At 67.1% G+C, this 20,155-nt stretch carries 26 protein-coding genes; 12 read left to right on the top strand and 14 right to left on the bottom strand.

The genetic code is table 11. The features are described from left to right. Positions 1 to 109 precede the first annotated feature (109 nt). Together purS and purQ are read left to right on the top strand one after the other, a co-directional pair. Entirely contained in the window at positions 110 to 361 is a 252-nt protein-coding gene (gene purS / locus EPL00_RS14145; protein ID WP_135853767.1) for a phosphoribosylformylglycinamidine synthase subunit PurS, read from the top strand. Next, entirely contained in the window at positions 358 to 1,035 is a 678-nt protein-coding gene (gene purQ, locus EPL00_RS14140; protein WP_135853768.1) for a phosphoribosylformylglycinamidine synthase I, read from the top strand. Before purS ends, purQ begins: the two co-directional genes overlap by 4 nt. A 36-nt stretch (positions 1,036 to 1,071) precedes the next feature. Here the strand turns inward: purQ and EPL00_RS14135 are convergent, their stop codons facing one another. Beyond that, on the bottom strand, positions 1,072 to 1,323 hold the full coding sequence (locus EPL00_RS14135) for a hypothetical protein (RefSeq protein WP_135853769.1): 252 nt from the start codon (positions 1,321 to 1,323) through the stop codon (positions 1,072 to 1,074). After that, positions 1,284 to 1,409: a hypothetical protein gene (locus tag EPL00_RS24070; RefSeq protein WP_255457533.1), complete on the bottom strand. Its 126-nt coding sequence runs from the start codon at positions 1,407 to 1,409 to the stop codon at positions 1,284 to 1,286. The genes EPL00_RS14135 and EPL00_RS24070 overlap by 40 nt, the downstream gene beginning before the upstream one ends. 473 nt (positions 1,410 to 1,882) lie before the next feature. Here EPL00_RS24070 and EPL00_RS14130 point away from each other — a divergent pair, with 473 nt between their 5' ends. Both EPL00_RS14130 and EPL00_RS14125 read left to right on the top strand, forming a co-directional pair. After that, positions 1,883 to 2,557, top strand: a complete 675-nt coding sequence (locus EPL00_RS14130) for a hypothetical protein (RefSeq protein WP_135853770.1) — start codon at positions 1,883 to 1,885, stop codon at positions 2,555 to 2,557. Further along, positions 2,557 to 3,096 (top strand): hypothetical protein, encoded by a 540-nt coding sequence (locus tag EPL00_RS14125; protein ID WP_135853771.1) that lies wholly within the window; start codon positions 2,557 to 2,559, stop codon positions 3,094 to 3,096. The genes EPL00_RS14130 and EPL00_RS14125 overlap by 1 nt, the downstream gene beginning before the upstream one ends. Before the next feature lie 360 nt (positions 3,097 to 3,456). Here EPL00_RS14125 and EPL00_RS14120 read toward each other — a convergent pair whose 3' ends face one another. Both EPL00_RS14120 and EPL00_RS14115 read right to left on the bottom strand, forming a co-directional pair. Then, on the bottom strand, positions 3,457 to 4,542 hold the full coding sequence (locus EPL00_RS14120; RefSeq protein ID WP_135853772.1) for an archaeosine biosynthesis radical SAM protein RaSEA: 1,086 nt from the start codon (positions 4,540 to 4,542) through the stop codon (positions 3,457 to 3,459). Between the two features lie 297 nt (positions 4,543 to 4,839). Continuing rightward, positions 4,840 to 5,292, bottom strand: coding sequence for a VanZ family protein (locus EPL00_RS14115; protein WP_202932649.1), 453 nt, complete (start codon positions 5,290 to 5,292; stop codon positions 4,840 to 4,842). Between the two features lie 155 nt (positions 5,293 to 5,447). Here EPL00_RS14115 and EPL00_RS14110 point away from each other — a divergent pair, with 155 nt between their 5' ends. Continuing rightward, on the top strand, positions 5,448 to 7,379 hold the full coding sequence (locus tag EPL00_RS14110) for an aldehyde ferredoxin oxidoreductase family protein (RefSeq protein WP_135853773.1): 1,932 nt from the start codon (positions 5,448 to 5,450) through the stop codon (positions 7,377 to 7,379). Between the two features lie 11 nt (positions 7,380 to 7,390). Here EPL00_RS14110 and EPL00_RS14105 read toward each other — a convergent pair whose 3' ends face one another. Then, entirely contained in the window at positions 7,391 to 7,693 is a 303-nt protein-coding gene (locus EPL00_RS14105) for a type II toxin-antitoxin system RelE family toxin (RefSeq protein ID WP_162224226.1), read from the bottom strand. Between the two features lie 88 nt (positions 7,694 to 7,781). Then, positions 7,782 to 7,952 (bottom strand): hypothetical protein, encoded by a 171-nt coding sequence (locus EPL00_RS14100; RefSeq protein ID WP_162224225.1) that lies wholly within the window; start codon positions 7,950 to 7,952, stop codon positions 7,782 to 7,784. 188 nt (positions 7,953 to 8,140) lie between these two features. On the opposite strand from EPL00_RS14100, the gene EPL00_RS14095 reads away from it, so the two are divergent. Together EPL00_RS14095 and EPL00_RS14090 are read left to right on the top strand one after the other, a co-directional pair. Beyond that, on the top strand, positions 8,141 to 8,638 hold the full coding sequence (locus EPL00_RS14095; protein WP_135853775.1) for a GNAT family N-acetyltransferase: 498 nt from the start codon (positions 8,141 to 8,143) through the stop codon (positions 8,636 to 8,638). A gap of 225 nt (positions 8,639 to 8,863) precedes the next feature. Then, positions 8,864 to 10,162 carry a trans-sulfuration enzyme family protein gene (locus EPL00_RS14090; protein ID WP_135853776.1) on the top strand — a complete coding sequence of 433 codons (1,299 nt, stop codon included), beginning with the start codon at positions 8,864 to 8,866 and terminating at the stop codon, positions 10,160 to 10,162. A 5-nt stretch (positions 10,163 to 10,167) separates the two neighbouring features. Here the strand turns inward: EPL00_RS14090 and EPL00_RS14085 are convergent, their stop codons facing one another. Genes EPL00_RS14085 through EPL00_RS14065 form a run of 5 tightly spaced genes read right to left on the bottom strand, consistent with a single transcriptional unit; the run spans position 10,168 to position 12,071 of the window. Beyond that, on the bottom strand, positions 10,168 to 10,527 hold the full coding sequence (locus tag EPL00_RS14085) for a hypothetical protein (RefSeq protein ID WP_135853777.1): 360 nt from the start codon (positions 10,525 to 10,527) through the stop codon (positions 10,168 to 10,170). 25 nt (positions 10,528 to 10,552) lie between these two features. Continuing rightward, on the bottom strand, positions 10,553 to 10,825 hold the full coding sequence (locus tag EPL00_RS14080) for a hypothetical protein (protein WP_135853778.1): 273 nt from the start codon (positions 10,823 to 10,825) through the stop codon (positions 10,553 to 10,555). Further along, positions 10,822 to 11,115, bottom strand: coding sequence for a ubiquitin-like small modifier protein 1 (locus EPL00_RS14075; protein ID WP_135853779.1), 294 nt, complete (start codon positions 11,113 to 11,115; stop codon positions 10,822 to 10,824). Before EPL00_RS14075 ends, EPL00_RS14080 begins: the two co-directional genes overlap by 4 nt. A gap of 33 nt (positions 11,116 to 11,148) precedes the next feature. Next, positions 11,149 to 11,694 (bottom strand): hypothetical protein, encoded by a 546-nt coding sequence (locus tag EPL00_RS14070; protein ID WP_162224224.1) that lies wholly within the window; start codon positions 11,692 to 11,694, stop codon positions 11,149 to 11,151. Further along, positions 11,691 to 12,071: a hypothetical protein gene (locus EPL00_RS14065; RefSeq protein WP_135853781.1), complete on the bottom strand. Its 381-nt coding sequence runs from the start codon at positions 12,069 to 12,071 to the stop codon at positions 11,691 to 11,693. The genes EPL00_RS14070 and EPL00_RS14065 overlap by 4 nt, the downstream gene beginning before the upstream one ends. Positions 12,072 to 12,225: 154 nt before the next feature. Between EPL00_RS14065 and EPL00_RS14060 the strand changes: the two genes are divergently transcribed. Continuing rightward, the gene (locus EPL00_RS14060; protein WP_135853782.1) at positions 12,226 to 12,687 is read left to right on the top strand and encodes a MoaD/ThiS family protein; all 462 of its coding nucleotides are present in this window, start codon (positions 12,226 to 12,228) and stop codon (positions 12,685 to 12,687) included. After that, on the top strand, positions 12,688 to 13,944 hold the full coding sequence (locus EPL00_RS14055; RefSeq protein WP_135853783.1) for a hypothetical protein: 1,257 nt from the start codon (positions 12,688 to 12,690) through the stop codon (positions 13,942 to 13,944). A 36-nt stretch (positions 13,945 to 13,980) separates the two neighbouring features. On the opposite strand, the gene EPL00_RS14050 is transcribed toward EPL00_RS14055, so the two are convergent. Then, the gene (locus EPL00_RS14050) at positions 13,981 to 14,823 is read right to left on the bottom strand and encodes a GNAT family N-acetyltransferase (protein WP_135853784.1); all 843 of its coding nucleotides are present in this window, start codon (positions 14,821 to 14,823) and stop codon (positions 13,981 to 13,983) included. Positions 14,824 to 15,133: 310 nt separating this feature from the next. On the opposite strand from EPL00_RS14050, the gene EPL00_RS14045 reads away from it, so the two are divergent. Beyond that, on the top strand, positions 15,134 to 16,198 hold the full coding sequence (locus EPL00_RS14045) for an iron transporter (RefSeq protein WP_135853785.1): 1,065 nt from the start codon (positions 15,134 to 15,136) through the stop codon (positions 16,196 to 16,198). Positions 16,199 to 16,298: 100 nt separating this feature from the next. Then, the gene (locus EPL00_RS14040) at positions 16,299 to 17,177 is read left to right on the top strand and encodes a GIDE domain-containing protein (protein WP_135853786.1); all 879 of its coding nucleotides are present in this window, start codon (positions 16,299 to 16,301) and stop codon (positions 17,175 to 17,177) included. Between the two features lies 1 nt (position 17,178). Here EPL00_RS14040 and arcS read toward each other — a convergent pair whose 3' ends face one another. Both arcS and EPL00_RS14030 read right to left on the bottom strand, forming a co-directional pair. Continuing rightward, a complete protein-coding gene (gene arcS, locus EPL00_RS14035) occupies positions 17,179 to 18,930 on the bottom strand; it encodes an archaeosine synthase subunit alpha (protein WP_135853787.1) in 1,752 nt (583 codons plus the stop codon). A gap of 45 nt (positions 18,931 to 18,975) precedes the next feature. Beyond that, a complete protein-coding gene (locus tag EPL00_RS14030; RefSeq protein WP_135853788.1) occupies positions 18,976 to 19,659 on the bottom strand; it encodes a helix-turn-helix domain-containing protein in 684 nt (227 codons plus the stop codon). 121 nt (positions 19,660 to 19,780) lie between these two features. On the opposite strand from EPL00_RS14030, the gene EPL00_RS14025 reads away from it, so the two are divergent. After that, positions 19,781 to 20,152, top strand: coding sequence for a hypothetical protein (locus EPL00_RS14025; RefSeq protein WP_135853789.1), 372 nt, complete (start codon positions 19,781 to 19,783; stop codon positions 20,150 to 20,152). Positions 20,153 to 20,155: the final 3 nt, after the last annotated feature.

Here is a 20,155-nt window from a genome sequence, read left to right as displayed (position 1 = left end):
CGACACTAAAAGGGGACGCTTCGGCGCAACATTCCCGGAGATATGCACGTTTGTGAAACGAACTCGGATTCCGAAAGGGCTTTTGAGCATGAACGACCATCTCGAACCGATGACTGCCTACACCGCCACGGTGACGGTCCGCCTGAAGGAGGGCGTCCTCGACCCCGAGGCAGAGACGACCAAGCGGGCGCTGGAACGACTCGGCTTCGAGTTGGACCACCTGCGGTCGGCCGACCAGTTCGAGGTGGACGTAGACGCGGAGTCCGCCGACTCGGCCGCCGAGCGCGCCGACGAGATGGCCGAGCGCCTGCTGGCGAACCCGACCATCCACGACTACGAGGTCGAAGTCGAGGAGCGATGACCGTAGCCATAATTCAGTTCGGCGGGAGCAACTGCGACCGGGACGCCCGGCGCGCACTCTCGCACCTCGGCATCGACGCCGAACTCGTCTGGCACGAGGAGGGCCTGCCCGAAGACCCCTCGGGCATCATGCTCCCCGGCGGGTTCTCCTACGGCGACTACCTCCGAGCCGGGGCTATCGCGGCCAACAGCCCCATCATGGCCGAGATTCGAGAGGCGGCCGCCGACGGCGTGCCCCTCCTCGGCGTCTGCAACGGTGCCCAAATCGGCTCGGAGTCTCGGCTCACGCCCGGCGCGTTCACGACCAACGCCTCCTCGCGGTTCCAGTGCGAGCGCGTCCACGTCCGCGTCGAGAACGCCGACACGCCGTGGACCGCGAACTACGACGAGGGCGAGGTAATCGAGTTGCCCATCGCCCACGGCGAGGGCCGCTTCGAAGTGACCGACGAGCATCTGGCGAAACTGAACGACGAGAATCGCGTCCTCTTCCGTTACTGCGACGAGGAGGGCGCGGTCACCGACGAGGCCAACCCCAACGGCTCGAAGGAGAACGTCGCTGGCGTCCTCGGTGAGAACGAATCCGTAGCGGTGTTGATGCCCCACCCCGAGCGCATCTCGTTGCCCGACATCGGCGGGACCGACGGGCAGGGCATCCTGCGCGGCTTCGAGGCGTAGCTTCGGGCCGAGCGTCGTTTCGGGCCGAGCGACCGCTCAGGGCCGAGAGGTTCGGCGATTGGCGCGACCGTAGGCGTAGAACAGCGACCAGACGAGTAGCACGACGACGAGCCAACCGACGACGACCGCGACCGACCACGCCGAGACAGGCCCGGCGGCGACCGCCAGCGGGTCTCCGGCGAGGGCCGACGCGCCCGACACCCCCGGTATCGGACTCGCGCCGACCGCCAGCGAACCGTTGCCGACCGTCATCGTTCGATAGAGACCGGCGTGTCGCTGGCTATCCACTGGTCGTCGGTCTCGTCGCTGTTCCGAATCTCTATCCAGCCGTTCGAACAGAAGATAGTTTCGTAGTCGCCCCATCCCTCGGACATGTGTCCGACACACCGGACGGCGGTCCGACGAACTCCCCGGTCGCCGGACGCCGCCCCAGTGTGCCACCCCCACGACGACAGATGGCGAGCGAGGACTTTGTTATCCGGCCGGTATCCGGCGGGTAGGGTCGGCTTAGGCGCTCGCAACGGTGATTGAACGAACCGTTACCTCCCGCCTGCTGGCAGTTTCGTTCGTTTCGACGCGCCTACCGGTGGGTCGATTCACCGATTATATTCGGGTAGGATATATTTTCTCCGGGGGTTCGGTAGTGCGGACGCTCCGGCCGCTCGACGGGCACGTCGGCCGTTCGGTCGGTACCGACGGCCCGGAGCGAACGGACGTGTACGACGAGGTGTAGACGTGGATAGAGGCTCCTAAAAGCAACAAAAACAATTCCATAAGAAACGAAAATGCGTCTTTCGAACTCACCCGCGGCAGAAGACACTTGTCGGCCGCCGACCACCTCCCGGCCATGCCCTCCAGACGCGCGCTCTTGGGAACCGTCGCCAGCGGGACGCTCCTCGGCGTCGCTGGCTGTCTCGGCTCCGGCGTCGATGCGCCCGGCGGAACGACGGCCGACACCGACTCCTCGTCGCAGAGCGAGACGACTACCGGGCCGCCGGGCGAGACGACCAGCGAGCGGCCGACCGAGGAGACCAGCGGACCGCCCGCGGAGACGACCGCCCCACTGCCGACCGCCGAGGAGGCCGCCCCGTCCGCGGTCGCCGAGCGCGGCGTGCCCCGGTTGCCGACCATCGAGTCCGAGACCTACGAACCGTTCCGCGGCGTGGTGGTCGGCGACCGTCCCGACTCGCCCGGTAACTTCTACGAGACGCCCGCGGTCTGGGTCTGGAACCTGACCGGCGAACCGGCGACCGTCGCGGTCACGGTCGCGACCGACGATACCGAACTCCACCGCGTCGAGACCGAGTTCCCGGCCGGAGCGCCCCTCGCGGTCGTGTTCTACGAGCCGCGCACGTACGAGGTGGCGGTCCGCGTCGGCGACCGCGACGAGACCGTCACCGTCGGCCCGGACCGGTTCCGGTGCAACGCCACCGCGACCGACGTGCGGGTCCGGCCCGAGACCATCGAGTCCGGCACGATTTCGACGGCGGCGGCCTGCACGACCACCGCCGGAGGTGAGTGATGGCGACGCGCCGGGACCTCCTCGCTGGCGGCGGGTCGGCGCTCGCGCTCGTCGGGTTAGGGGTAGCCTCGTCGGGGTGTCTCTCCTCGGTGCCGCTGGTCGGCGGTCCACCCGAGGTCCGCGAGGAGACCGGGCTATCCCCACCCCGACTTCAGCCTGCGAACTCGACCCTCTACGCCGATTCGACCCACGCGACGTTGGTCGTCGGCGACGGCGAGGACCGGGACGAGCAGATCTGGGTCTGGAACGAGACCGGCGAGAGTCGGTCGGTCGCAATCGAAATCGGCGGGAGCGCCGACGCAAAGCCGTGGTTTCGGGAGACCTACGACCTCGCGGCCGAGGCGAACCTCGCTATCGACCTGCGCGAGGAGCGCGACTACGCGATTCGCGTCCGAGTCGGCGACCGCTCGGAGACCGTCGAGTACCCGAAGTCGTGGTTCGACTGCAACGCCACGGCGACCGACGTGGTGATTCGAGACGAGAAATTCGACGTGGCGAGCGTCACGACCGAGAAGGGCTGTGGTGGTGGGTTGTGGTAGAATCGACCACCCGAGAGTGACGGTGGGAACCGACCAACTGACGACAACGGCGAGAAGCTAGCTTCAGGCTTGAGCGATGGAGTCACCGCTACCGAAACCGCACGGCACCGCGACCGCGACGGCCTCACGCCTCCCCAACCGATTGCGGTCCTCGGCCGAGGCCTGCGGTCCTCATCCACCGGGAGACGAACCGCGTCTCCCGAGCCGTGCGCTCACATCCGTTCGCGCAGACCTCGCACGCTGGGCGGACCACGAGGGTCCGCCCGCACGCGCCGCGGTGGAGAGCCGAGAGAATACGACCGATAGTCTACCAGTCGAAGAACGGGGACAGAGAGAACGACGACGGAGGCGTGACGACCCTTACCGCGCGAGCGGCAGGCTGAAGCTCTTCTCGCGCTCCACGACGGCCTCCCACGTCGCCTCGCACTCGCACGAGACCTCTTCGAAGACGCTCGGGTCTTGGCGCAGGTCGAAGTCCTTGATAGCTTTCTGCACGCGGTCGTCGCACTCACCGCAGTTGTGCGGGCCGCGGTCCGACCCGTGGCCCACCGGGTCCGAGACCACGATGGCGTCGGCGTCCGCGGTCGATTCCAGCACCTCGGCGACCGACCAGAGCCACGGCGGGCGGTAGCCGTCCCGGAAGTACAACTGGTCTACCATCGTGTACCGCTGGACGTTGGTCGGGTTCATCGAGACCGTGTGGGCGTACTCGGCGCACCTGCGCACCGAGGACTTCATGTCCTCGATGGCCTCCGATTCGGAGAGGAACGGCGGCTTCATCAGGAGGTAGGCCTTGATTCCTGCTCCGGCGGCCTCGGCCTCGTCGCTCGCCTCGATGTAGTCCTCGAAGTCGAAGTACTTGTTCACGCAGTCGTGGCGCACGCGGTCGGTCGCGGTTTCCAGCCCGATGGCCACGTCCGTATCGAGGCCCTGCTCGGTGAAGTCCTCGATTTTCTCCTGTGACACGAAGTCGGGCAGGCTCTCGACCACGATGCGCTCGCGGTCCGCGAACGTCTCGGCGATGGCCTGCCGAGTCTCCGCGCCGACCTCGCGCTCGTCCAAGAACGACCCGGAGGTGTAGATTTTGATAAGTCCCGACTCGCCGTCGGCCTCGCCCGCCTCGATTTGCTCCTGTTCGTGGTCGAGACAGACCTGAATCTGGTCCATCAGCGCCTCGTGGGCCACCGACCCGCCCTCGACCGACTCGGCCACGTAGCCACACATCGTACAGCCGCCAGCGCGCGCCCACCGACATCCGCCGGTGTTGAGGATGATGGTGAGACTCTGGTAGACGCCGCCGGGCGTGCGGTCCTCGTCTATCCAGACTCGCGTCGGCTCGTGGGGGTCGTACGTCTTGTCCTTCTCCGCGCGAATCTCGCGCATCACCTTGTTGTGGGCGTCCATCCCCCTACCCTGCTCGTACACGTCGGGCGTCGGCTTGCTCATTGGGCGTTGGTAGCGTTCGGGCGCGTAAATCGGCTTCGGGTCCGACTCACCCCGTTTCTCCTCGGTTCTCCCGCGACTGCTGGTATGACGGTCATTTGGCGCGTGCTGGCGGACCCTCGTGGTCCGCCAATCGCGCGAGGGACGAGTAGTCTGCGAACGCAGTTCGCAGACAACGCAGGAGGTTGGGGAGGACGAGGCGCGGTGCTGTGCGGAGCGGTGCAGTTGACTCCTTTTTGTCGGCAGGAGCTAGCGCATACTGGCTGAAAAATTAGAGAAACTAGCTACTGCCGACTCGTATCACGACTCTACTTCCGACGACTCGCTGGGACTCCGAGACCCGGCGACGAAGCCGACCAGTAACCGCCATCCCAGAACCGCGACCACCGCACCGGTCGCGTTGGCCGCCATGTCAAGCACCGAGAAGGAGCGTTCGGGAAGCGGGGCCTGCACGAACTCGATGCCGACGCCGTAGCCGACCGCCAGCAGGCCCGCGAGCGCGGCCGTGACCGCAGGACTGCGACTGGCCGCGGGACCGTGGCTGGGCGCGAGCGCGGTGGCGAGCGCCCCCGCGAGGCCCGCGTAGGCCAGCGCGTGGAGCCACTTGTCGAACCCGAGGAGCCCGAGCGGACCCACCGGCGGGACGCCCGAGGAGGGCGGGTCCAACACGGAGGCGAAGAAGATGCCACCGGCCGCGACCGCGACGGCGAGCCAGCGGAGCCACGTCGGCGGCCGAACTGCGCTCGTCTTCATTGACCGAGCGTTGGCGCGTCCGGCGCTAAAAAGCGACGGTCGGCGACGCTGGAGGTGGGGCTCCTCGGTGCGGAGTTCGACGTAACCACAATCGGTTACGCCCGTACGGCAACCACTAACACGTTACCGCCCTAATACAAGTGTACAACGTTACTATGACTGACCTCGGCGGATTCCAAGACAACGTCGCCCGCATCGACCTGAGCGACGAGGAGGTAGCCTACGAGCCCATCGACGACGAGGACGCTCGGAAGTACATCGGCGCGCGCGGCTTGGGGGTGAAGTACGTCTTCGACCAAGGGCCGGACGTGGACCCCCTCGGCCCGGACAACCTGCTCGCGTTCATGAACGGGCCGCTCACCGGAACTCAGACCGTGATGAGCGGGCGCATCGCGGTCGTCACGAAGTCGCCGCTCACGAACACCGTGACCGACTCCCACCACGGCGGGTGGTCCGGTGCGCGCCTCAAGTGGGCCGGATTCGACGGCCTGCTGTTCGATGGCGAGGCCGAGGACCCCGTCTACGCCGTCGTGGAGGACGGCGAGGTCGAACTCCGCGATGCCTCCCACCTCTGGGGTTGGGGCGTCCACGACACGATAGACGAACTCGGCGACGAGGTGGACGGCGAGGTCGGCAAGAACCTCTCGGTGATGGCCATCGGTCCCGGCGGCGAGAATCAGGTCCGGTACGCCTGCATCATGAACGAGGACGACCGCGCCTCGGGTCGGGGCGGCACCGGCGCGGTGATGGGGTCGAAGAACCTCAAGGCCGTCGTCGTCAAGTCCTCGACAAAGATGCCCAAGCCCGCCGACCCCGAGACGTTCCAAGAGGGCCACAAGCAGGCGATGCAGGTGATTCAGGAGTCCGACGTGACCGCGCCCAACGAGGGCGGTCTCTCGATGTACGGCACCAACGTCCTGATGAACCTGACCGAGGAGATGGACGGTCTCCCCACCCGCAACGCGAAGAACACCTCGACCAGTAGCGAGGCGGAAGAAGACCCCTCGGAACCCAACATCGACGCCGAGAACGTCTCCGGCGAGAACGTCCGCGAGAACATCCTCGTGGACGAACCGACCTGCCACTCCTGTCCGGTCGCGTGTAAGAAGGAGGTCGAGGTTGACGTTCACCACAAGGGCGAGGACCACAACATCCGGATGGAGTCCTACGAGTACGAGTCGGCGTGGGCGCTCGGTCCCAACTCGATGAGCGACGACCGCGACAAGGTCGCGATGATGATAGACCGGTGCAACGACATGGGCGTGGACACCATCGACGTGGGCAACACGATGGCGATGGCGATGGAGGCGACCGAGGAGGGCCACATCGAGGAGGGCCTCGACTGGGGCGACGCCGACACGATGATAGAGATGATAGAGCGCATCGCCCACCGCGAGGACGACCTCGCGGACTCGCTCGCGGAGGGCGCGGGCAGGGCGGCCGCCGAGTTCGGCGACCCCGACATGAGCCTCGACGTGAAGGGCCAGACGATGGCGGCCTACGACCCGCGGGCGATGAAGGGGATGGCCATCGGCTACGCCACCTCGAACCGCGGGGCCTGCCACCTCCGGGGGTACACGCCCTCGGCCGAGATTCTGGGCATCCCGACCAAGGTGGACCCGAGCGAACCCGAGGGGAAGGGCGAACTCTGCGCGACGTTCCAAGACCTCCACGCCATCAGCGACTCGTTCGACATCTGCAAGTTCAACGCCTTCGCGGAGGGCATCGAGGAGTACGTCCTCCAGTTCAACGGCATGACGGGACTGGACTTCTCCGAGGAGGAACTGATGGAGGCGGGCGAGCGCATCTACAACCTCGAACGCTACTACAACAACCTCGTCGGCTTCGACGGGAGCGACGACGACCTACCCGCCCGGTTCGTGGAGGGCGACCCCAAGGCCATCCCCGGACAGGGCGGCTCGGAGGGCCAACTCGTGGAACTCGACCAACTCAAAGACGAGTACTACGAGGTCCGCGGCTGGGAGGACGGCGTAGTCCCCGACGAGAAACTGGACGAACTCGGCATCGACATCGGTCCCGGAACCGGCGTGAGTTCGGGCGGCGCGGCGGCGTCGGGCGACGACTGAAACGGCTTCGATTACAGTCTTTCTGCGCGATTCACGATACTATCGAGGTCTCTCTCGTAGGTGGTGTCGCGCTTGCCGACGCCGATACACCAGAGCGTATCCTCTCGTCTGACGTAGTACGCCCGGTAATCGCTTTTTCCGATTTGTTGCCGGTAGACGGTTTCGTCGGTAGCGACCGTGAGGGGCGTGACGTAGTTCCGAAAGTCGGCACCCCACTCCTCGACTTTCCTCTCCACCTTTTGAATCCCTCTGTCGTGGTCGCCGAGAATTCGCTCCTGTTCGGGTGGGTCGAACTGTGCGAGGTCGTCGCTCACGCAGTCGTGTATCTCCACCGTCCCGACGTTGTGCATGTGGAGAAGCTAACGGCCGCAACGGGGGATAAAATTAGCTATTTAGACTAAATCAGCTATCGGCATCGAGCTTCTCACGCATCTCGGCGACGGAGTGCCCCTCGCTCTCCTCGAACTCGATTTCGTCGAGGCGTTCGCTCACGGAGTCACCGTTTGCGAGTTCCGGGTCGCGGCGGTCGATTCCGTCCTGCTCGTCCGCATCGCTCCCTGAATCGGCGGCCATGTCGGTACAGATAGGCCGTCTGAAACAAAAGCATTCCGGTGGAATCGGCGTGAGTTCCGGCCGTTCGGCGGCTTCGGGCGACGACTGAGCGCGCTGGCTTCCCCGTTTCACTTTTCTCTCATCGTTCAGGGAGTTGCAGAGCAGAATCCGACCGCTACGGCTATCCTCGTCGCACGCTAACATGAGTCATGGAAATCCGAGACGCGAGTTTCAACGACGTACCCACCGTCCGGTCGGTCGCCCGCGAATCGTGGCTGAAAGCGTACGCCGACGTGGTACCGGAATCTATCATCGAGGAGGCCGTCGCGGAGTGGTACGCCGACGAGACGATGACCCGAATCGTCGGCGACGACGAACAGGTCTGTCTCGTCGCGGTGGACGACCGGAGCGGCGACGAGGCAATCGTCGGGTTCGCACACGGCGCGACCGATAATGGCGAAGGCGACGTGTTGCGCCTCTACGTCCACCCCGACCGCTGGCACGAGGGCATCGGGTCCGCGCTGTTGGACGCGATGGAAGACCGACTCGCCGAGATGGGGGCCGAGCGAATGCAGGCGATGGTGTTGGCCGACAACGAGATGGGTAACGACTTCTACGAGGAGCGCGGCTTCGAGAAGGTGGGCGAGGCCGAGACCCAACTCGACGGGACGACCCGGACCGAGAACGTCTACGCGAAGGCGTCGTGACTCGCCCGCCGGGCGTGCGGTCGCTGTCCCGGCGCACTCACGCGCGAGCGCGCCTGACTCCGATTCACTTCCATCCGATATTGCACGGGGATGAAATTTTACTGAAAGGGATGGCAATTTCTGCCGGTATTCGCCGTGGTAATCTCTCCCGAGAATACATTCTTTCGGCGCATTACACAGTCGAAGGAATAAAATAGCTCTCCGTCGGAGTTCCGATGGTTGTGTATGTCTTCCGAAAAACCGACTGGGGCTGACGACGGGCGGAGCGACCGACGATTCGAGACGCTATCCGTGACCTACGGCGAGGAGCCGGACCTCTCGAACGGCGTGGGCGACGTGACTTCGCCGATTCATCTGGCCTCGACCTACGCGGTCGAGGGCATCGACATGGACACCGCCTTGGAGGACTTGGACCCCGACGCCGACGAGTTCCTCTACACGCGGCTCTCGAACCCGACCCGCCACGCCGTCGAGAAGCGCGTCGCGGCGCTGGAGGGCGGCGACCACGCGATGGCGTTCGCCTCGGGCACCAGCGCCATCGTCTCGACCGTGATGGCCGCGGTCGAACCGGGCGACCACGTCGTCGCCTTCGAGGACCTCTACGGCGGCACCAACACGATGCTCAAGGAGCTGTTCCGCGACAAACTGAACGTCGCGGTGGACTTCGTGGACGCGACCGACCCTGAGGAGGTCCGGGCGGCCGCGACCGACGAGACCGCCCTGCTGTGGATGGAGACGCCGACGAACCCACTGCTTCGGCTCTGTGACATCGCAGAAATGGCCGCCATCGCCGACGAGAACGGCGCGCTCCTCGGCGTGGACAACACCTTCATGGGACCGTACTTCCAGCGGCCGCTGGAACTCGGCGCGGACGTGGTGGTCCACAGCACGACGAAGTACATCAACGGTCACAGCGACTCGCTGGGCGGCGTGGCGGTCCTCTCGGACGACGAGTACGCCCGAGAAATCGGCTTCCTCCAGCAGGTCGGGATGGGCAACGTGATGGCTCCGTTCGACGCCTACATGGTCCTGCGCGGGATGAAGACCCTGCCCCTGCGCATGCGCCAGCACGAGCAGAACGCCGCGGAGGTCGCGGCCTACCTCGAATCTCACGAGGAGGTCGCGGCGGTCCACTATCCCGGTCTGGAATCGCATCCCCAACACGACCTCGCCGACGACCAGATGGACGGTCACGGCGGGGTCCTCTCCTTCGAGTTGGAGGGCGGCCTCGAAGCCGTCGAACACTTCGTGGCGGCGCTGGAGGAGTTCACCCTCGCGGTCAGTCTCGGCGGCGTCGAGAGCCTCATCGAGCATCCCGCGAGCATGACCCACTCGCCGCTCCCCGCGGACGAGCGCGCGGAGTTGGGCATCACCGACGGTCTCCTCCGGGTCTCGGTCGGCGTCGAACACCCCAAGGACCTGCTCGCGGACTTGGAACGGGGCTTCGACGCGATGGCGGCCGCGACCGGTGACGGCGGCGAGTCTGAGGAGACCGTCGCCGAAGCGACATCCGACGACGACTGAGACGCCTACGCACCGATAACGACGGCCTCGCGCACCTCCAAGGCGGTCTCGAACTCGTCGCGGCGCTGTTCGCGCTTGCCCACCCGTAACAGTTGCTCGGCGTGGGCGCGGGCGACCGCCTCGTGAGCGCGGCGCGACCAGCCCAGTTTCTCGCCCTCGTCGGCCCAAAATCCATCGGGCACGAGGAAGATTTCGCGCACCTCGTCTCGGTGGACGCGCTCGTACCGGCGGCGCAACTCATCGGCCCGCGGTTCGACCGCTCGGCGGGCCTCGGCCACGAGGTCGGGCACGCGCTCGCCCCCGACGCTGGCCTTCGCGGCCGTGAGGACGAGAATCTGGCCTTCGATGGGGTTGTCGGCGGTCATGGTCGAAGACGTTTCCAATCCACGCTTACCCGCCCGCTCGCATCGCCTTCTGGGAGAACTTCTCGATTAGCCCGTCGAGGGCGTCCTCCTCGCCCTCGAAGACGACCGTGACCTCCGTCAGCGTGACGGACGCGCCGATTTGTACTTTCTCCGAGGAGACGCTGGCGCGCCACTCGTCGCCGATCACGTCGCCGTCGCCCTCCGGGTCGCCGCCCTCGATGTCGCCGCCGAGGTTCGAGAGGTAGCGTCTGGCGAGGCGTTCGGAGATGCCGCGATAGGACTTCTCGATGCGCTTCATGTGGTCGTTTCGGGCCGGTAGCTTCCGCCAGCGACCGGCGGGAAGACGCTCAACGTGTCGCCGTCCGAGAGGAGCGTGTCCACGCCGTCGAGGTGAACCACGTCCTTGCCGTTCTTCATGATGGACAGTTGGGGTCGCAGGTCGCCCTCCTCGAACAGGTCGAGGCCGTACTCGTCGGTCAGGTCGGCGAGGACCTCGCCGACGGTGGTGTCGTCGGGGTACTCGCGTTCGACGGTCTTCTGGCCGACCGCCTCTCGGAAGTTGGCGAAGAAGCGGAGTTCGAGAGTCATATCACGCCGTTGGAGTCCCGCGAGTATAAACACTCAGGCGTCGCGCTCGCGCTCCGGCGGGTCTCCTCGCAGGTGCCGACGCTTCCGACGGCCGCCGACGCCCCCGACGACAGCGCCGACGACGGCACCGACCGCCGTGACGCCGACGAGCGCGAGCGAGACCGAGACGCCGCTGGCGAGTTCCGCCATCTCCTCGCCCGCGAGACCCAACCCCGTGGCCGCCGCGGCGAGCGTCCCGCCGACGACGGCCGCGACGCCGTGGCGCGCGCCCGACTCCTTCCCGGTGCCGCCGAGGTAGCCCGCGACGTAGCCCCCGAGCGGGACCGTCAGGAGCGTCGCCGCCGTGAACGCGGTCGCGACCGACGAGGGGACCCCGACGGCGACCGCCAGCGCGGGACCGACCTGCGGCACGACCGCGACGAGCGCCCCGGCCGCGACCGCCCCGCCGTCGAGCCAGCGGTCGCTGTGTTGGCGGGCTTTCGCCCGGCGAACTCGGTCGAGGGGGTCCGCGTCGCGGTCGAACCGGTCGGCGTCGTCGTCGGTCATGGCGTGGGTGCGTTCGTCGCTCGCCGTCCTCATCGGCCGGGTCGGATACCGTCGCTGACGAGGCGCGCGTGGCGCTCGCGGTCGATGCGCTCGCCGAGGTCCTCGTGGTCGTACAGTTGACGCATCAGCGCGCCCATCAGGTCGCGCCACGCCATTGCGTAGATGGGCGATTGGCCCCACGCCCGCAACTCGGCCACGAAGTCGTCGTACTGCTCCCACCGGCTCTCGAAGCGTTCGAGCGCGTCCACCACCGCGCCCGCCGCGGCTTCGTCGTCCTCCTCGGCGACGACTCGATTCAGGCGTTGTTCCCAGCCCTCGACCGCGCGTCGCATGTCCTTCGCGGCGTCGTCGCCGTCTGCGGGCAGTGACTCGACGATGGCGTCGGGAATCGTCAACGAAATTTCGTCCATACCCGCGGATTTGGCTTCGTGGCTGAAATAGCTACGGTCGTCGGAGTCGAAGCACTATCGCCGACGCCTACGAGACCGCACCGCGGCCGGGGCAACGTCCCGGCCGAACATGTTCGAGGAGAGCTATTCCACGCCGGAGCGCGTAGGTTCGACCATGCAGAGCGACGCACGGACCGCCGAGGAGACCGCCGCCGAGCGCAAACCCGCCGACTCCCGCGAGGAGGCCGACGAGCGCCGAACCACGGGCGACGCTCCCGAGACCACCGTCGAGGTCCGTTGCACGGGCCACGTCCGGACCGCGGTCGGCGAACCGAAGCTCTCGGTCTCCTTCGAGGGGACCACGCTCCGCGCGTTCCTCGACGCGTTCTTCGAGGAGTACGACGTGAAAGACCTCTTGCTCGCGGAGACCGAGGACGAGGCGACCACGCGCGGGTGGGCCGACCCGCCCGACGAGTTGCCCGGCACGTGGCGCAAGAATCCCGAGGGCGAGCAGACTCGGACCTACGCCCGCGTGCTGGTCAACGGCCAGTTCAACGAACACCTCGCGGGACTCGACACAACCCTGCGCGACGGCGACCGAGTGGGACTGTGCTACCCGTTCATCTTCTGTTGTTGAATGAGCGCAGGTATCGTGTCCCGCTGGGCGCGGCGGTTCGTCGCCGCGAGCGCGGTCTTTCTGGTCGCGTGGCAGGTCGTCGCGCTCGCGGACGTGCTTCCCGCGGTGTCTCCCATCGCCGCGCTCCCCCATCGAACCCACGTCACCCTCGCGGTCTACGGCTTCGTCCTCCACACCGTCTTCGGGAAGGCCTACTCGCTCGTGCCGTCGTACTTCGACCGGTCGCTCGCCGTTCCGCGCGCGCCGGTGGTCCAGTTCCCGCTGACCGTCGGCGGCGCGGTCTGCCTCGCGCTCGCGCCCCTCTCCGGAGTTCCGGAAGTCGTCGCCCCCGTCGGCGCGCTCTCGTGGTGCGCGGGCGTCGCGGTCTTCGTCGCGGCGCTCGCGTGGACCCTCCGCGACAATCCGACCGGCCGCGAAACCGGCACGAGCGACACCGAATCGCACCGCCGAGGAGTGGACCGCTTGTCGAACGCCTTCGTGCCGGTCGTCCTCGCGTACCTCGTCGCCGGGAGTTGGGCCACCCTCGCGCTCCACGGTGGCGACGCCGGGTCGCTCCCGGTCGGACTCCTCGGCTTCGAGGCGCTGACCGGGTTCGAGACGCTGGCGGCGGCCCGCACCGCCCACCTGCTGGCGGCGGGCACCGCGGCGCTCCTCGTCTTCGCGGTGGGGTTCCGCCTGTTTCCCAGATTTTTGGTCGCGTCGCCGCCGCGGTCGCTGGTCGGGGTCGTCCTGCTCGGGGGCGCGGTCGGTCCGGCGCTCCTCGCGGCGGGTCTCTACCGGCCGCCGCTGTTCAGGGTCGGGGCCGCCGTCGAAGCCCTCGCCGTCGTCGGGTTCGCGGCGGCCTACGCCGTCCTGTTTGCGCGCTCCGAGCGCCGCCGGGTCGGTTTCTACGCCGTCCTCGCTGGCGTCGCGGCGGGCGTCTGCGGCGTCGCGCTCGGGGTCGGGTTCGCGTTCGGAAGCATCGGAGTCGCGCCCGACCTGACCGCGGTCCACTTCCGACTCAACGTCCTCGGATTCCTCGGACTGACGATAGTCGGCGCGACCTACCAGTTCTACCCGCCGACGGTCGGGACGTTCCCCGGCGCGTCCGACCGGACCGCGCTCGCCTCTGTCGCGCTCGTCGCGGGCGGCCTGCTGGCGGAACTCGGCGGCGCGCTCGCGGGCGTGGAAACGGGACTCCTCGCCGGTCGCGCGAGTGCGCTCGTCGGCGCGCTCGCGTTCGCAGGACTGATTTTGGGCGTCTTCGCCGAGCGATAAAATCGAGGCAGGGCGCGCTCGTAGCGCGACTTCGCGTCAGTCCAGTCGCTTGGCCATCTGCACTTCGTCCACGAGGTCGCCCCCGACCTTGTAGTGGTCGGCGCGGGTCGCCTCGCGGGTCCAGCCGTGGTCGTCCAGCAGTTCGAGGGCGTCGTCGTTGGTCGCCGGGAGGCTCTGGTACACCTTGATGCAGTCTTCCGAGTCGGCCCATGCCATTCCGCGTTCCAGTAGTGTTCCCCCGATACCCCGCTCGCGGTACTCGGGCGCGACCCCGACGGTCAACTCGGCGGTGTGTTCCCGCGCGAGGAGTTCGAACCCTCGGAGGTACACCCACCCGACTATTTCGCGGTCGGCGTGGCGCTCGCCCTCGTCGCGGTCGGCATCGCTCTCGTCGCCCTCGTCGCCGACTCGCTCGGCGACGAACACCATCCGGGACTCGCGGTCGTTGCGCCGAATCAGCGCGCCGTCGCGCTCTATCGCGTCGGCCACCCCCTCGTCCACGACGATGGCTCCCTCGTCGGCCACCTCCCGGATGAGGGCCGCGACCGCCTCGCGGTCGCTCTCGCGGGCGGGCCGGACCTCGTAGGCGAAGTCGTCGGTCTCGTGGGTGTCGGCCTCCGCGTCGGGTTCGACCGCGAGTCTGCCCTCGCGCTCGGTGAGGTGGCCCTCGGCCTTCAGCGCGTCCACGCGCTCGTTGAACTCCGGGACCGGCAGGCGGGCCGACGGTTCGGTACCCGACCGCGCGGGCTTCGACTCGGCGGCCTCCGAGACTCGAACCTCGTCGCGGACCTCCTCGCGGGTCGCCGACCCGTGGCGTTCTACGTACCGGTAGATGCGACTCGCCACGTCGCTGTCGAACTCCAGTTGCGGTGTCGCCATGTCGCCGACGAGTACGCCGCGAACCATCATGGTTATTGCGGCGATACGCGAGCGTACGCACCGAGTACGAAACGGGAGGCACTCCCTTCGACGCTCGGTTCTCCCCGCGCTCGGATTCGACGGGACGTGCGTCGATGCGGTCGTTTCGGTACGCGTCCGAAAAAGCTATCAAAAATCGTTCCCTCTCAAAATTTAAGTAATCAGATGACGGGAGATACTGGAGCGACACGACGGCGAAACTTCTTCGAGCCTACGGTGGCCATCGCCAGCGAGACTGCGCCCAGCGCCCCCACCGGCCGGGAGGTCGCCGATGCGTCGGCGTGACCTCCTCGGGGCGGCGGGTGCCGGAACGCTCGCCGGACTCGCTGGCTGTATGGGCGGGCTTCTGGACAGCGGGTCGTCCAGCGAACTCCTCCCCGTCGAGGAGCGCCCGGATGCCGTCTACGTCCCGACTCACTACGGCGGGATGGAGACGGTCGGAACGAACCGAAGCGGGAACTACGAGTGTGCCCTGACGTACATCAGCCCCCACGCCTTCTGGCTGGTGACGGGCGACCGCCGGAAGAAAGTCGAGGTGAAAGACGCCGACTCGCTCCACCTGATGCCGGTCGTCTGGGAGTCCGAGACCGGCATCGTGCCACCGGACATCAACCCGCAAGTGAGCGTCACGCAGGGCGGCGAGGAGGTCACGCGACTGAAACCGTGGCCGATGCTCTCCCAGCGGATGGGCTTTCACTTCGGCGACAACGTCCAGTTGGGCGGCGACGGAACCTACCGAGTCGAGGTCAGCATCGGTGCGCCCACGGCCCGCCGGACCGGCGCGCTGGCCGACAACGAGGGCGAGGAGTCGTTCGACTTCGAACTCGACTTCGAGGAGTCGAAACTGAGCGACATCGCGTACCACGACGTGCCCCCCGAGAAGGAGGGCACGAAGGGAGCGGTAGACCCCATGCAGATGGAGATGATGCCGAGTACGCGGGTCCCGAAACCCGACGCGCTCCCCGGAACCGGCCGGGGGACCGCCACCGTCGGCGAGGTCCCGTTCGTCGTCACCACGCTGTCGGACGCGACGCCCTTCGGCGGCGACGAGACCGAGACGTACCTCGCGGTGTCTCCTCGGTCGCCGTACAACCGCATGGTCGTGCCGCTGATGTCGGTGTCGGCGACGCTGAAACGCGGCGGCGAGACGCTACACGACGGCGCGCTCCGGTCGGCCATCGACCCGGACGTAGACTACCACTACGGCGCGGCCGTCCCGAGCGTCGAGTCGGGCGACGAACTGACGATTTCGGTCGATGCACCTCCGCAGACCGCCCGCCACGAGGGCTACGAGATGGCGTTCTTCGGGATGGACGAGGCGACGCTGACGCTGTAGTCGCCGACGCGCCGACGCCGTTCGGAGTCGGGCGGGAGTATCGTTCGGTGCCGAGGCTAAATATAAAAGGACTATAACGACTGCGCGACAGTCACGGAGTATGGGAACCGGCTCGACTGTCGCGGGTGCCGTCGGGAGCGGTTTGCTGGTTTTTGCGATGCTCATGTTATTTGCGACTCCTATCCTCTATCGAGGGTGGCAGAACCGGACGAAATATCGGGAGTACGACAGTCTCCACGCGGAATCATCGAGCGAGGCCACGGACGGAGACATCGTGATGCTATCCGGGCGATTGGACGACGCGAGTGACCGAGTAACCTCGCCACTCCAGTCCGAGGAGTGTGTAGTGGCGTTCTGGCAGGTTTCGACGTGCCGCCGATACGGCACGTTCAATATCAACGTGCATTGGTCGGAGGAGGGAGTCGGTATCGACGCGGGAGCGGTCGTCCTCTCGGGAGAACGCGAAGAGGTCGTACTCGAAGGAATCAGTACCGACCAGCAGTTGACCACACAGGACAAACTCGGACAAGTCGCCGGGTCGAAGCGGGATTCGGTCCTCGGTTCCGTTCCGCTCGCGCTCGAAGGCGAAACGTTCGAAGACGAAGTACACCCGACGGCGGACTGGCCACGGGAGTACGCGGACCTCGGCGCGAAAGTTGGAGTCCAGAACGACGACAGTCGGTCGCAGGGCGCTCTCGGTCGATTACTGCGCAAGGTGCGAACGCCGACGGGAACGGTCCGGTTCCGAGAGTCGGTGATGCGGGCGGGTGATTCGCTGACGGTCGTCGGGCGAGTCGTCGGTGGCCGAGACAAACGAGTAACCGTCGAGGGAACCGACGCCGTGGACCCGGTCGTCACTCGGGCGTCGCCGTCGGAACTCCGCGCGAAGCATCGACGGGCGTACCGAACGCGACTGTACGCCGTCCCGCTGGTCCTCCTCGCGTTCGCTTCGCTCGTCGGATACGCCGTCTACCTTTGACCTACTTCTCCTCGACGTGGCGGACCGTGGTGGCGATACCGCGCGTACTCTCGGCCATCTCGGGACCGGACATCTCCGCGCGACCGACGGCGAAGGCTTTCGGACCTTCGACGACTACCTCGTCGCCGACGCGCACGTCGTCGTCGGCGTCCACGACGCCCGGCGCGAGGACGCTCCCGTGCGGAGCGAAGTTGTCGATTTCCACGCGCTTGGTCGGCGCGTCGGACTCGACCCACCGACGAGCGCCCGCAAGGGTGAACGAGAGGACGCCGTACTGGGGTACCATCGCGGCCAACTGCTCGCCCGCCGAGTCGTGAACGCGCAACTTGGGGTAGCGCGCTTCGGTCTGGATGTCGCCGAAGAGGTCGTCGCCCGCGCCAGCGCCGAACTGGTAGTCCGCGATTCCCCGGACCGTGTTGTGCTGGCGCTCGCGCTTGCCGTACTTGAGTTCGCCGTCGAGGGTCCGCATCAGGTTGCCGAGCGATTCGGTCGTCGTCGGGTGGTCCGAAACGGTGTACTCGAACTCCATCCCGAGTTGCTCCTCGACGCGCTCGCACACGTCGCGGTAGCCCTCCGGCGGGACGTGTGCAATCACGCGCGGGTAGTCGTTCCGTTCGAGATACCGGCGCAGGACCTCGGCGACGAACTGCTTCTCGTCCTCGGACCAGCGACCCGTGACCACCGAGTCGTAGTGCTGAGCCGGGTAGGTCAGTTCGAGTTCTTGGGGGACGACGCCGATGGGCGAGGTCATCGACACCGTGTGAGCGCGGAACTGGATGGCGTCGTGGAACTGGCCGTGGCTCTGGGAGTCGCTGTAGGGCTTGGCGGCCGAGCAGGGCACCAGCACGAGCGGATTGTCGAACCGCGAGCGATAACGGGTCGTCACCCGGTCGGCGAACCGCTTTATCTCGACGCGCTGGAGGGTGTCCTCGGTCGCCGCGGAGAGTTCGGCGTCCCGGATGAGCGGCGTGCGCTGTTCGAGGTAGCTCCACTGCTGGTCGAACTCGCGGAACGCGGCGGTGAGCCACTGCTCGTGGCGGGCCTGTCCCTCGATGTAGTCCCGGAGTCGCCCCGCCCGGATTCGCTCGCGGACGACGCCGAGTTCGGCCTTCAGGGCGTTCTCGTTGTGCCGGGCGCAGTCCTGTCGGGTGAACTCCGAGACCGACTTCTGGCAGGCCGGGCACGCACAGGGGAGTTCCGAGAGGTCTTCGAGGTAGTGAGTCCCCTCCGAAGTCAGATACTTCCCCTCGGTTCCGGCGACGACCGCGGCGTCGGCGTCCACCAAATCGACGCCGGCGTAGACTAGCGAGGAGACGTTCGCGGGCGTGGCGACCCCCGGCAGGTAGAGCGCGCTGTCGGCCGGAATCTTCTCGCGGGTCTCCACGATGGCTTCGCGGAATCCCGCGCCGTGGCCGACGAACCCCTGCGCACCCGAGAGGACGTAGGCGTCCGCGCCGAAGTCGTCGGCGGTCTCTGGCGCGACGACTGCCGCACTCGGGTAGTCCACGTCGGGGTACTCGGGCGCGAACGAGTCCATCACCTCGTCGTCGGTCCCGCTCGGGAACCCTCGATGGGGCAGAACCGTGAGTTCGTCGTCGCTCCCCTCGGGAACCTCCCGGTCGGCCGTCCAGAGGCTCCCGGCGTCGGCGAGAAACTCCTCGGCGATAGCGGGCGTCGTCACCGAGTCCGCGAGTCGCAACTCGGCGACGCGGGCCGCGCCGTCGCGCTCGTGGACCTCGAAGTAGTCGGTCATGCTTTCGGGTCGGGGGCCGAGGGGCAACTATCTTGCGAGACGGGCCTACTCCGTGGCGAGTTCGTCGTCGCCCTCTCGCACGGCGTCAACAGTCAGCGCGTTGGCGACGAGGTTGCCGTGGCCCCGGCGCAGTCGCTCGGAGAGAGCCTGATGGGAGATGTCGAGGTCGGCGGCCAAATCGCGGGCCGACGACCCTCGCGGGACCTCGTAGTAGCCGGTTTCGAGCGCGGTCGTGACCGCCTCGTACTGCTCGGCCGTCAGGCCGTGCTGGCCGCCGCCGTCCCTGCCGTCGAGGTCGTGAATCTGCTCTACGTCGGCCGCCACGTCTCGCTCCCGACAGAACGCGTGAGTCTGGGAGACCGCCGCCCGGTCTGAAAAGAGGATGCGGAGGTGCCACCGGCCGTCCTGCCCGCGGGCCTTCAGCACCGCGGCCCCGTGTTCGGTCATCGAGTGGAGCAAGACCTCGACCGACTCGACCCACTCCATTTGGTAGAATCGACCGTCGGGCAGGTCGGTGAGGCGTCGCTCGTTCTCGACCGACGAGTCCTCCGCGAGCGCGTCCTCGAACGCCGCCAAGTCCTCGCCCGCGGCCCAGACGAACGGCATCACGCGCTCGTCGTCGTGGGCGACGACGCGCTCGGCCTCGACGGTCACGTCGGGGACCCGCGAGAGGGTCTCCCGGAGCGCGAACTCCTCGGCCGGAATCCCGAGTTGCGCGATGGTACTCATGGTCGCTCGTACGAGAGACCGACTGATATGGATTGTAGCCGACTGCTTGCCAGTGTCGGGTGGTGGAGAAGCGGGAAGACGGACCGGAAATGATATCGGATTGACTGGAGAATCCCCGAACGTGAACGCCGACAGGTCTCGCGGACGCTCGTTCAAGTGGTCGCTCGCCCTGCTCGCCCTCGTTGCACTCTCGCCTGCCATCGGTCTCTACGAGTCCGGAACCGTCTCGTGGCCGTGGCTCGTTCTCGGCGTCGTCTCGTGGGCGATGGCGGCGGGTCCGGTCGCGGCCAGTCGGTTCGGCCAGCGAGTCGGCGCGTGGTTCAGGTCCATCGGTCTCCTCGGTCGCGCCGCCGTCGTCTTCGGGTTCGTGCCCGTGATGGCGGTAGCGATGTGGCAACTCGATCCACCGACCATCGTGGTCGATAGCTTTCTCCTCGGCGGGATGGTCGGGGTGATGGTCGTCGCGGTCCGAGAGAACGCCGCTTCCGAGTGACCG

The organism is Halorussus salinus, assembly GCF_004765815.2.
Taxonomy (GTDB): domain Archaea; phylum Halobacteriota; class Halobacteria; order Halobacteriales; family Haladaptataceae; genus Halorussus; species Halorussus salinus.
Note: the sequence above shows the minus strand (reverse complement) of the source record. Positions and strands in the feature narration are given on the sequence as shown.